Raw genomic sequence first — 13,851 nt, forward strand, 5'->3', positions numbered from 1 at the left:
TTAGCCTTAACTGAACTGTATTGCAGCCTAAATGGTGCAATTGCATTACGGAGTGTTGTAACTTCAATTGTGCCATTGTCTGAGCAACAGATGGCTTAACTTTTAAAGCATTTACTCAAGCGCAATTACTACCCAACCTCTGGTCTTGATGCTGTGTGGTCAATAACTATACTCACGTCAATACATTTATTAAAAAATATAATTTCATGTAATTGATAAAATATTCTTACACCTATTTCAAAAAAAACATTTCTGTAATAGTATTATTAAAGGAATTACAGAAGATATATCGCATAGTCAATGTAATAACATGACGAATATATCGCCTATCTTTCTTATCCCTTCTAGAGAATTTTATTTTAGTCATTTTTTCCCAGTGAACTTAAAAGTTTTCTAAATCATCTAGTTAAATAACAACAATGAAAACTCACAATCTTGATGTAATGCAAGTTTCTCAAATCGAGAAAGATACCGAAGGTCATGAATTAGAGAAATTTCCATCTCTTGAAGAAGTTCAAGATTGGATTCTGTTATATATAGCTAATTTGCTAGAACTAGAAACAGAAGAAATTGATATCACTGTACCCTTTAGTACGTATGGATTAGATTCTTCTGTAGCAGTTGGTTTAACCGGTGATTTAGCAGATTGGCTAGGATTGGACTTAGACCCTACACTGCTCTATGACTACCCTACTATTGAAAGTCTTGTGCAGTATTTGAGTTCTGAATTGCATTAGAAACTAAAACTCAAGATTGTAGCAGTTGAGTTTTTCTAGTTTGTCAGGGATCAAAAGCTGGCTTATTTAAGTTTAAACAGAAAAGCCAATTTTTGATGTCATTGTTAAAAACTCATCTTATTTCTATCTTTTTGCATTCATCATTGAGGAGATAAATAGTGCAAACGACATCCAAAACAGTAGCCAATAAAGAACTATTATTGGATACATCGGAAACAAAGCGAAAAAAGCATTTTCAATTAATTGACAAAACATACAGCAACAACACTGAGTCTGATTACACTGAAAAAATAGAAGCCTTAGGCAAAAACTTTGATTATAGCAGTAACAGCAGTTCTTACTGGGGTGAGCGTGAACTTTCAACTTTATATGGCACGCCTCTTTATGAAGAGGCTTCAACTTCTCAAAAACTAGCTCTGAATCATTTATATTGGGTTGGACAGTATCAACACACAGCAGCTGCCGAATCCAATACCATGCTTTACAACCAAGTGACATCAGGTGTATTTACAAAGCTTGGTGGCTATCAAACCCTTTGTCAAGAGCTAGATTTGGAAACCCATCAAGAACGATTTCACATTGGTACGTTTCAAAGAATTGGGTATAAAACTAAGGTAGCTTTGCTTGGTAAACAATCCTTAGGTAATAGTCTTCACAAAAAGTTAGCTAAACCCAACACTAGTCTGTTAGGTAAGTTAAAGCTGCCGCAAAACAAGGAATCATGGTCATCTTTTCAAGAATCTACATTTAGAGCGATTACTAAGCTGATGCATCGCCAGAATGCAGATTATTATTCCCGGTTCTTAGAAGAACGCGGTGTTGAGAGTATCCCCACTACAACTGATGGGTTAGCAGGAGTGACAGCTTCTCTATCTGCTTTTAAATTCTTGACTTTGAACTGGGGTAGTTCACCTTTCATGGCAGCCCAGTATTACTCAGCTCGTATGATTGCTAATATGTCCCTCAAGGCTTATGAACATCGCTTCTTCAGACAGTTTAAAGAACTCGAAAGAAAAAACGATTTCATTCCTGCGCCTTTGCAAGTCTCCTATTATCATTTGTTGGATGAAGCTTTTCATACAACAATGTCTCATGTGATTTCTCAAGAGGTTTATAAAGATTTCCCTAAACCCACAGCCTATGAAAAACTGCTGTCTAATATTATTATTTACCGCTTGCAAAGTGGTTTGTTAAACGGATTGTCAGGAGGGTTGCCTGTCACCTTCCGAGATGATACCTCTTTTATGACCTCTTATTATCGATTACTGACTTCTCCGTTGTTTGGAATGTCTAGTAGTGATGCTATCTACTGGCTAGAGAAATGCTTGTGTCAAGAGCATGAAGGATTCCATTTGAATCTGAAGTATCAGCAAAGTCTGTTATCTGATATGCAGAAATTCTTTGGTCGCCTTGATTATCTGTGGCCTGTAAACCGTGAAATGCGCTTAATGGCTGCTGGTGGCTCAATTGAACAAGCTATCCAACGAAACAAATCCGCATTTGTCAAGTTTGCTGGTGCTGTTGTTTAATCTAGGTGTGGCTGAAAAGTGATGATTGTTCCAACGCATTTGTTAAGGAAATAGCGACATCATGAGTAAATCAGCGATACTTAAGTGAAAAAGATGGTGAGTATCAACATCAATTGTTTGATATGTCAGTAGCAATACTAAGGATTTGAGGTCTTTGTCGTGGAACCCGTAGCAATTATTGGCATTGGCTGTCGTTTTCCTGGTGCTAACAACCCAGACGCTTTTTGGCATCTTTTACGCAATGGGATTGATGCGATATCAGAAGTGCCTGTGGAACGATGGGACATTGAAAAATTTTACCATCCCCAGCCTGGGACACCAGGAAAAATGAATACTCGTTACGGTGGATTTATTGAACAAGTAGATCGGTTTGATCCAGATTTGTTTGGTATTTCTCCTCGGGAAGCCAAGGCAATGGACCCCCAACAACGCCTGGTTTTAGAAGTTGCTTGGGAAGCCTTGGAAAATGCCGCGATTGTACCTGCTGAGATATCTGGCACCCAAACGGGGGTTGTCGTTGGCATCGGTAACTATGACTACGGCATCTTGTCATCCAAAGACTTAGACCGAATCAGTGCCTATGATGGTACTGGCAATACTATTAGTATTGCTGCTACTCGCCTATCTTACCTATTGAACCTTAAAGGTCCGAGTTTTACTATTGAAACGGCTTGCTCGTCCTCCCTAGTTGCGCTGCACTTAGCCTGTCAAAGTTTGCGAAATCAAGAAACCGATTTATTCGTAGTCGGAGCGGTGAGCTTGATGTTGTCTCCGCAACAGACTATTACCTACTCTAATGCTCACATGATGGCAGAAGATGGGCGTTGCAAAACCTTTGATGCTAAAGCAGATGGTTACGTCCGTGGTGAAGGATGTGGGGTTATATTGCTCAAGCGTCTGGCGGATGCGATGAGGGATGGAGATAATATTCAGGCAATTATCAGAGGTTCAGCAGTTAACCAAGATGGACTGAGCAATGGGATGACAGCACCTAACAGCGTTGCTCAACAAGCTGTAATTCGCCAAGCGCTGCAAAATGCTAGTGTTGAACCTGCCCAAATTAGCTATATTGAGGCTCATGGCACTGGCACATCACTGGGAGATCCCATTGAAATCAGGGCTTTAAAAACCGTTCTCATGCAAGGCCGCAGTTCTGAGCAACCATGCTGGATTGGTTCAGTGAAAACCAATATTGGCCATTTGGAAGCTGCCGCGGGAATGGCTGGGTTACTGAAAGTAGTTTTGGCGCTGAAGCATCAACAAATTCCGCCTCATTTAAATCTTCAAGAGCTAAACCCCTTAATTTCCTTTGACGACATTCCCTTTGCTATTCCTTGCGAACTGCAACCTTGGCAGGTAAATACTGAGCCTCGCTTTGCAGGTATCAGTTCCTTTGGTTTTGGCGGTACTAATGCCCATGTCATTTTAGAAGAAGGCAGAGGACAGCAACGAGGAAATCAGAGCCAGAGAATAGATATCCTGGAACGTCCTCTACATTTACTCACTATCTCTGCAAAAACTCCTCCGGCTTTGTCTGAATTAGCACAACGTTATGCGAACTTTTTGGATGAAAATCCAGAATTAGCTTTGGCAGATATTTGCTACACAGCTAATAGAAAGCGATCGCATTTTGAACACCGTTTGGCAGTTGTAGCAGATTCTACTTCTGAGTTAAGGCAGCAACTACAACTTTTCACTGCTAGAACAGAAACAACTACAATAGTCACAGGTCAGGTACAAGGCAACAAGCGCCGCAAAATCGCCTTTTTATTTACAGGACAAGGGTCACAGTACACCGGGATGGGGCAAAAACTGTACCAAACTCAAGCTAAATTCCGGCAAATCATCGAGCAATGCGACCAAATTCTGCAACCATATCTAGACAAACCATTACTAGAAGTTTTATATCCTCAACCAGAGACAAACAGCCCCATCGACAACACCGCCTATACCCAAGTTGCTCTATTTGCCCTAGAATACGCCCTCTACCAACTGTGGCAATCCTGGGGGATTAAACCAGATGTAGTCATGGGGCATAGCGTCGGAGAATACGTCGCCGCCTGCGTCGCTGGGGTATTTAGCCTCGAAGACGGGTTGAAATTGATTGCCGCCCGTGGGAGATTAATGCAAGCCCTACCGGAAAACGGGGCGATGGTAGCAGTCATGGCCACAGCAGAGCAACTACAGCCACTGCTAGCAGCATACAAAGAAAAAGTCGCCATCGCCGCCGTCAACGGACCCCAGAGTCTGGTAATCTCTGGAGAGAAATCAGCCATCAGTGCCATCACCAGCCAACTAGAAACCGCAGGGATCAAAACCAAACAACTACAAGTATCCCACGCCTTCCACTCCCCCTTGATGCAGCCGATGTTGGCAGATTTTCTGCAAGTCGCCAATGAAATTAAGTTTGCTCCACCGCAGATGAAGCTGATTTCTAATGTCACTGGACAACTAGCCACAATAGAAATCGCCACAGCCGAATATTGGTGTCGTCATATTCTTAATCCTGTAGAATTTGCCGCAAGTATGGCGACACTACAACAGCAGAAAGTGGCAATATGTGTAGAAATCGGTCCCAAACCGATATTGTTGGGTATGGGTCGTCAGTGCAACCCCACAGTTGAGGGATTGTGGTTGCCCAGTCTGCGCTCGGGACAAGATGATTGGCAGGTGATGTTATTATCCTTGGCACAGTTGCATTGTCATGGTGTGGCTGTGGATTGGCTCTTGTTTGATGCTGATTATTCCCGTGTGCGTTTGTATTTGCCTACTTATCCTTTCCAACGTCAGCGTTTTTGGATAGAGAGTAAAACTGACCAAAAAACCGATCGCTTAGTTCACAGCTCGATTGTAAAGCTACTACATCAAGGAAATATAGAACAATTAACCCAGCAGTTAGCCAGTCAACTATCAGCAGATGAGCAGACATATTTGCCAAAACTGCTGGAAGTGCTGGTGAAGCAACACCAGATGGAAATCAATTCCCCAGCCATTCTCGATTGGTTTTATCAGATCGAATGGCAACCCCAACCCCGCCGCCAGCCAGAGACACAAAAAAATGGAGCGCCTAAAAAAGTTGGTAGTTGGCTAATATTAGGCGATCGCACTGGTTTGGGACAAGCCATAGCCCAATTACTGCAAAACCAAGGTCATAGTTGTGTCCTTGTCTACCTTGGTGATGACTATCAGCAGCAAGGAACTGCCACTTGGTCGATGAACCCAGCTAGACGGGAAGATTTTCAGCGTTTATTGCGAGAAGCTCTGCCATCTGGTGAATTAGCTTGGTGTGGAGTCATACATCTGTGGAGTTTAGAAACAACCCAAACAAAAGATTTGTCCCTTGTTGAGTTAGTACAAGCGCAAACCTGGGGATGTATCAGTGTATTACATCTGCTCCAGGCGATCGCGGAAAATCCACAACCCATAAATCCCACTTTCTGGTTAGTGACGCGGGGGGCAATCTCTGTCAATTCCTCACTGCCAGCCGTACAGCAATCACCTGTGTGGGGGCTAGGTAAAGTAGTAGCACTGGAACACCCAGAGTTATGGGGAGGGATGGTAGATTTAGACCCCCAACCCACAGCCGATGAAGCTTTCACACTATTGACAGAAATTAGCGATGCTCAAAAAGAAGACCATTTAGCTTTTCGTTCTGGACAGCGTTATGTAGCACGGTTAGTACCGATGCAGCCAACAGCATCATCAAAGAAGGATTTCAACAGCAATGGCACTTATCTAATTACTGGTGGGCTTGGTGCATTGGGACTCCAACTAGCCCAGTGGCTTGTTACCCAAGGCGTAAAATCCTTAGTGTTGCTAGGACGCAGCGATGCTTCACCAGAGGCACAGGCAACTATTACCAGGATGCAGGCATCTGGGATCGAGATTTTGGTAGCACAAGCAGATGTATGCAATAGAGCAGATATGTTGCAGGTGCTAGAAACAGTGGCAGCATCAATGCCACCCCTGAAAGGTGCGATCCATGCAGCGGGTGCAGTTGGCTATGATACCATCACCGCAATGGATTTGACTACCTGGGAATCTATTCTGCGTCCAAAAGTACTGGGAGGATGGATTCTGCACGAACTCACCCAGGATATGCAATTAGACTTGTTTGTCAGTTTTTCCTCCATCGCCTCTGTGTGGGGATCAAAAGGACAAGCCCATTACGCAGCCGCCAACCATTTCCTCGATACCTTAGCAAATTACCGACGCAGCAGAGGATTACCTGGATTAAGTATCAATTGGGGACCTTGGGCAGAAGTAGGCATGGCTGTAGGAGAAGCCCAACAGTTTTTAGCCCGGATGGGAGTCGAGGCTTTGCCACCACAGCTAGCACTGGCTGCTTTGGGGTTGACTTTGAGAGGAGATGCCGCCCAAGTGACGATCGCTAATATTGATTGGACTGTGTTTAAAGGTATTTATGAAGCCAGAGGGCAACGCCTGCTATTGGAGAAGTTAGAAACACACATACAGGAAAACACAGAAAAAGCTCTAGATGAAAAGTCAGAAATATTACAAAATTTAACAGCAGCAACAGCAACTGAACGCCAACCGATTTTAATTGCTTACCTGCAAGCAGAAATCTCTAAAGTGTTAGGAGCGGCTCAACTAGCAGATACACACCGGGGTTTCTTTGAGATGGGTATAGATTCTTTAATGGCCGTAGATTTAAAAAACCGCCTAGAAACCAATCTCAACTGTTCTTTACCTGGAACTCTGCTGTTTGAAGTACCCAACATTCAAGACTTAGCAACATATCTGGGTAAGGAAGTCTTACATTGGCAAGACGAACCACAGGAAGTAGCAACCGAGCCGAATACAGATTTATTAAAAATTACACAACTATCTCAGGAGGAGGTGGAAGCGTCAATTGCTGATAAATTGGCAGAACTAGAAAGCTTAATTGGGTAAAGGGCAGTATATATAAAATGAATAATATATCAAAAAAAGTAGATAAAGATAAATTAGAGCAACTGAATTCATCACAACGCATCCTTTTAGCTTTAGATGAGGCTGTCAAAAAATTAAAAGATGTCGAGCGTGCTAAAACGGAAGCGATCGCTATTGTGGGTTTGAGCTGTCGTTTTCCTGGTGGTGTCACAAATCCAGAAGAATTCTGGCAACTGCTGATCGATGGTGTGGATGCAATTACAGAAATTCCTAGCCAAAGGTGGCATCTAGAAGATTACTATCACCCCAATCCAGATACGCCAGGAAAAATGTATTCCCGCTACGGGGGATTTTTGCAGCAGGTAGACCAATTCGACGCTCAATTTTTTGGTATTTCCCCACGAGAAGCCATCAAGTTAGACCCGCAGCAACGCTTATTGTTAGAGGTAACTTGGGAAGCCTTAGAAAATGCTGGGATAATTCCTCAAGAACAAGTAAATGGGCAAACAGGCGTGTTTATTGGCATTACGACCAACGACTACGCCAGACTCATTACTCCCGGTGGTGACTTGAGCCAAATCGATCCCTATTATCTCACTGGTAATCCCTTGAATGCCGTAGCGGGTCGCTTGTCTTATACTCTGGGATTGCATGGCCCTTGTATGGCTGTAGATACAGCTTGCTCATCCTCCTTAGTAGCCGTGCATCTAGCTTGTCAAAGCTTACGGAACCAAGAGTGCGATCGCGCTTTAGCTGGTGGCGTCAACTTAATTTTATCTCCAGAAAATAATATCGGCTTGTCAAAAGCCAAAGTCTTGTCTGCTGATGGACGGTGCAAAACCTTTGACAGCGAAGCTGATGGTATTACCAGGGGAGAGGGTTGTGGCGTTTTGGTACTCAAACGCCTCTCAGATGCGGTGGCTGATGGCGATCGCATCTTAGCCTTGATTCGTGGTTCCGCAGTCAATCAAGATGGTGCTAGTAGTGGGTTTACTGTACCTAACCGCAACGCCCAAGAAAACTTGATTCGCCAGACTTTAACCAGGGCTAATGTCAAACCAGAAGAGGTAGATTATGTAGAAGCTCACGGCACTGGTACTTCCCTCGGCGATCCCATTGAAGTCAGAGCTTTAGCTGCTGTTTTAGGTGCTGGACGCACAGCAGAAAATCCTCTGAAAATTGGGGCGGTGAAAACAAATATTGGGCATTTAGAATCAGCCGCAGGTATTGCCGGGATGATTAAAGTCATACTCTCCCTACAACATCAGCAAATTCCGCCCCATTTGCATTTAAAGCAACTTAACACCCACATTAACTGGGACGAATTACCTGTATCAGTAACCACGCAAGCTACACCCTGGCCAGTGGGAAATAAACAACGCCTTGCTGGAGTCAGTTCCTTTGGCGCGAGTGGTACTAATGCTCACGTAATTTTAGCAGAAGCACCAACTAATAATTCTCTATCCAAACCGCAAAATGCCAAATTTATTGAGCGCCCTCAACATTTGCTGAATCTCTCAGCAAAAACTGAGAAGGCTTTGCGGGAATTGGTGCAACGTTATATTAATTATTTACAGTCCAATCCCGAAAAATCTTTAGCAGATATTTGCTTTACTGCTAATACTGGGCGATCGCATTGGAAATATCGTCTGAGCATCTTGGCTGACTCTACAATGTCAGCATTGGCGCAGTTAACTACCTGGGCATTGGGTCAGGATCTTCCGGGAGTAGTTTTGGGCGAGGCAGAGTCAACTAGTAAAAAAATCGCCTTCCTATTTACAGGTCAAGGGTCACAGTACGCCGGGATGGGACAAAAACTGTACCAAACCCAAGCCAAATTCCGGCAAATCATCGACCAATGTGACCAAATTCTGCAACCATATTTAGACAAACCATTACTAGAAGTTTTATATCCGCAACCAGACACAAACAGCCCCATAGACAACACCGCCTATACCCAAGTTGCTCTATTTGCCCTAGAATACGCTCTCTACCAACTTTGGCAATCCTGGGGGATCAAACCAGATGTAGTCATGGGGCATAGCGTCGGAGAATACGTCGCCGCCTGCGTGGCTGGGGTATTTAGCCTCCAAGACGGGTTGAAATTGATTGCCGCCCGTGGTCAATTAATGCAAGCCCTACCAGAAAACGGGGCAATGGTAGCAGTGATGACCACAGCAGAGCAACTACAGCCACTGCTAGCAGCATACAAAGAGAAAGTCGCCATTGCCGCCGTCAACGCTCCCCAGAGTCTGGTAATCTCTGGAGAGAAATCAGCCATCAGTGCCATCACCAGCCAACTAGAAACCGCAGGGATCAAAACCAAACCACTGCAAGTATCCCACGCCTTCCACTCTCCCTTGATGCAGCCGATGTTGGCAGATTTTCTGCAAGTCGCCAGCCAAATTAAGTTTTCCCCACCGCAGCTCAAGCTGATTTCTAATGTCACAGGAGAACTAGCCACAACAGAAATCGCCACAGCCGAATATTGGTGTCGTCATATTCTTAATCCTGTAGAATTTGCCGCAAGTATGGTGACACTACAACAGCAGAAAGTGGCAATATGTGTAGAAATTGGTCCCAAACCGATATTGTTGGGTATGGGTCGTCAGTGCAACCCCACAGTTGAGGGATTGTGGTTGCCTTCTTTGCGATCAAGACAAGATGATTGGCAGGTGATGTTATTATCCTTGGCACAGTTACATTGTCATGGTGTGGCTGTGGATTGGCTGTTGTTTGATGCTGATTATTCCCGTGTCCGTTTGCATTTGCCTACTTATCCTTTCCAACGTCAGCGTTTTTGGATAGAGACGGTTGATGGGCAGCGAGATCAACCTGCGCTGATATCCAGAAATGGCAAAGGTAGAAAAATTATCCATCCTCTGTTGGGACAACGTTTGCCCCTCGCAACTAGCCAATCAATTCATTTTGAGTCTCAAATTAGTGCTGCGTCACCGACTTTTCTCCAAGACCATTGCATCTATGATGCGACTATCTTACCTGCCACTGCTTACATAGAAATGGCTTTGTCCGCAGGGGCAATTGTCTTCAAAACAGATCGCGTGCAGTTAGAAGCAGTATCCATCCAGCAAGCTTTGGTATTTTCTGGAGACGAACCGAAAACTCTGCAAGTGGTGCTGACTCCCGAAAACACCAGAGTATATTCTTGGCAGGTGTTGAGCTACTTAGAGGATGAGAGTAATGTCGATAACTGGACACTCCATGCATCTGGCAAGGTAGGGCTAGGCAATGCAGAAACTCATTCTGCCGCAGTGGATCTAGCTGGTTTGCTGAGTGAGGATTCTACAGAGATATCTGTCAAAGAATATTACCAAAGTTTACACGATCGCGGGTTTGATTATGGCGAGCAATTTCAAGCGATCGCCCGCCTCTGGCAAGGAGAAACCCAAGCCGTGGGGTCAGTTCGCCTACCCTTACCCCTGACAGCAGATGCTAGTAAATACTTGCTACATCCAGTATTATTAGATGCTTGCTTTCAAATATTAGGTACAAACTTTCCCGATAACGGGCAGCAAGATGTCTACTTACCTGTAGGCGTGGAACAATTGCAAGTCTACCAACGTGCGGGTAATTCTCTGTGGAGTCGGGTAGAAAAGATAGAATTTCAAGATGTTAAGCAACAGCATCTGCAAGCTGATTTGTCTTTGGTGAATGATGCTGGTGAGCTAGTCGCTAAAATCACAGGCTTATCTTTTCGTCGCATCACCCAGAAAGCCTTTCAACGCATCTTGGCAAAAGTATTACCAGCACCACAAACTACAGACAACTGGTTGTATCAAATTGCTTGGCAAAGACAAAACTTGGAGCCAGCATCTAGTAACAAACAGCCTAGCAGCTGGCTGATATTTGCTGACCAAGGTGGTTTGGGGCAGAAACTAGCCCAGTTGTTGACAGCAGCAGGCGATCGCTGCATCATGGTTTCTGCGGGAGCAGTTTACCAGCAGTTACAAGCCGATCGCTATCAAATTAATCTGGCTCATCCTGAAGATTTTGGCCGCCTCATCCAAGACAACCCTTGTCAGGGAATTGTTCATTTATGGAGTTGCGATGCCACCACCGAGCCACAACTTACTAGTTGTGGCAGTGTGTTGTTTTTACTACAGGCAATTTACAATGCCAAATTGCCAGCATTGCCCAGTCTATACTTAGTCACTAAAGGTACACAAACAGTAGGAGGACAACTAACTCCACTACAAGTCCAGTCAGCAACCTTGTGGGGATTGGGACGGGTGATTGCCTTAGAACACCCAGAATTGCACTGCGTCCGCCTGGACATAAATCCTGATGCTCCAGAAGATCATATCCCATCCGTTGCCCAGGAATTGTTAGTGCCAAGCCGAGAAGACCAGATTGCTTACCGCCAAGGACTACGTTACGTCGCTAGGTTGGTACGGTCTGACGTTGCTAGGGAAGCAGATGTCAACAGTCAGGCTTTCCAACTGCAAATTTCTGAGTACGGAGTTTTTGAGAACTTGACCTTGGCAGCGATGCAACGCCGTCAACCAGGGCCAGGAGAAGTAGAAATTGCTGTCCGGGCTGTGGGTTTGAACTTCCGCGATGTCCTGAATGCTTTGGGTATGCTTAGGGAATATACTGAGCAAATGGGGATTACGGATGCTAAAGAACTACCCTTTGGTGGCGAATGTTCTGGTATAGTCGTGGCGGTTGGCGAGAATGTCTCGCACCTACAAGTGGGTGATGCCGTGATTGCGGCTCAGACCATAGGCAGCTTTGCTAGCTTTGTGATTGTCAGGTCAGAATTTGTAGTCCGCAAACCGGAAAACCTGACTTTTGAGGAAGCAGCGACAATTCCCACTGCATTCTTAACTGCGTACTACGGTTTATACCAGCAAGCCCAGCTCAAATCTGGAGAGCGAATATTAATTCATGCAGCCGCTGGGGGTGTAGGACAAGCGGCTGTGCAGTTAGCCCAACGGGTGGGAGCAGAAGTACTAGCCACAGCTAGCCCTAGGAAGTGGGAGCATCTGCGAGCTACAGGGGTGAAACAGGTGATGAACTCCCGCAGCTTAGAGTTTGCTGACCAAATCCGAGAAATCACCTCTGGACAAGGAATTGATGTGGTACTCAATAGCCTGAATGGGGAGTATATTCCTAAGAGTCTGGAAGTGTTGAGCGATCGCGGTCGGTTTATTGAAATTGGTAAAATTGGTATCTGGGATGCCGAGCAAGTCAAAGATAGCAGACCGGATGTCGGCTATATCCCCTTTGATTTGTTAGATATCTCCCTAGAAAATCCCAGTTTAATTGGGGAAATGTTAGGGGAACTAATGGCAGAATTTCAACAGGGTTCCCTCAAACCCCTGCCAGTAAGTGTCTTCTCAATTCAGGATGTCGCCAATGCTTTCCGGTATATGGCACAATCCAAACACATTGGTAAGGTAGTAGTCAGCATCCCCCAACGTCAGATGCCCAAGGAAACAACGATTCAGGCTGATAGCAGCTACCTGATTACTGGCGGCTTGGGGGCGTTGGGTTTACAAGTAGCTCAATGGTTGGTTGAGCAAGGCGCACAAAACCTCGTGTTGATGGGAAGACGTGGCGTATCCCCAGAGAACCAACCAGCAATTGAGCAGTTAGAACAAGCGGGAGCGCGGGTGTTAGTTGTCACCGCAGATGTGTCTCAGCAAGAAGACGTGAGCCAGATGTTAGCCACCTTGAACGCATCCATGCCTCCCTTGCGTGGCATCATCCATGCGGCTGGCTTGTTGGCAGATGGGATGTTACTTAGACAGACTTGGGAAAATTTTGAACTGGTTATGGCTCCGAAGGTTGCAGGTGCGTGGAATTTGCATACTTTAACCAAGGAACTAGACCTAGATTTCTTTGTTTGTTTCTCCTCCGTATCGGCTTTATTGGGTTCCCCTGGACAAGGTAACTATGCAGCAGCTAATGCCTTTATGGATGCACTAGCGCATCATCGTCAAGCATTAGGGTTGCCAGGGTCAAGTATCAACTGGGGACCTTGGGCAGATGCAGGTATGGCAGCTGCTTTAAGTAGTCGGGAACAGGCTCGTTGGGCGGCGCAAGGTGTACAGCCGATTCCTTTAGAGCCAGGGTTGCAGATATTAGCAAAAGTGGTTCAGCAAAATCTCGCTCAAGTCGGGGTGTTACCAGTGGACTGGTCTAAATTTACAGCCCAATTCCCCAGCGATGTCGAACTACCCTTCTTAGCAGAATTTACTAACGCAATATCAAAAGTTACACCGCAGGTAGCCGAACTCCGGCAACAACTAGAAGCAGCTGCGCCAAAACAACGCCCAATTTTATTAATGAATTATGTGCGATCGCAAATTGCCAAAGTGCTGAATTTAACATCAACAGAGGAAATTGATCCCAAAGAAGGTTTTCTGCAATTGGGTATGGACTCGTTGATGGCGGTGGAATTAAGAAACCGTCTACAAAGTAGTTTAGGCTGTTCTGTCCCAGCATCGTTGATTTTTGATTATCCCACAGTGGATGCTCTAGTAAGTTATCTCATTCAGGAATTATGGACAGATCGACCGCCTGAACCATCAACAGAAAATTCTCCCCCACCAGCACAGGGGATAGCTGAGTCAGAACTGGAGGAATTATCGGATAGCGAAGCCGAAGCATTGTTGTTGAGCAAGTTAGACAACTTGAAATATTAACTGCATATTACACGACAAAAT

At 44.9% G+C, this 13,851-nt stretch carries 4 protein-coding genes; all 4 read left to right on the top strand.

Annotation, left to right across the window (positions count from 1 at the left end; genetic code table 11):
* Nucleotides 1–419 precede the first annotated feature (419 nt).
* The 4 genes from NPUN_RS17010 (at nt 420) to NPUN_RS17025 (ending at nt 13,830) form a co-directional block, all read left to right on the top strand.
* Nucleotides 420–737, top strand: a complete 318-nt coding sequence (locus NPUN_RS17010) for an acyl carrier protein (RefSeq protein ID WP_012409760.1) — start codon at nt 420–422, stop codon at nt 735–737.
* Between the two features lie 158 nt (nt 738–895).
* On the top strand, nt 896–2,266 hold the full coding sequence (locus NPUN_RS17015; RefSeq protein WP_012409761.1) for a hypothetical protein: 1,371 nt from the start codon (nt 896–898) through the stop codon (nt 2,264–2,266).
* A gap of 159 nt (nt 2,267–2,425) precedes the next feature.
* Nucleotides 2,426–7,180: a type I polyketide synthase gene (locus NPUN_RS17020; protein WP_012409762.1), complete on the top strand. Its 4,755-nt coding sequence runs from the start codon at nt 2,426–2,428 to the stop codon at nt 7,178–7,180.
* A gap of 17 nt (nt 7,181–7,197) precedes the next feature.
* Nucleotides 7,198–13,830 carry a type I polyketide synthase gene (locus NPUN_RS17025; protein WP_012409763.1) on the top strand — a complete coding sequence of 2,211 codons (6,633 nt, stop codon included), beginning with the start codon at nt 7,198–7,200 and terminating at the stop codon, nt 13,828–13,830.
* Nucleotides 13,831–13,851 lie beyond the last annotated feature (21 nt).

It is taken from the genome of Nostoc punctiforme PCC 73102 (genome assembly GCF_000020025.1).
GTDB classification, from domain to species: Bacteria; Cyanobacteriota; Cyanobacteriia; order Cyanobacteriales; family Nostocaceae; genus Nostoc; species Nostoc punctiforme.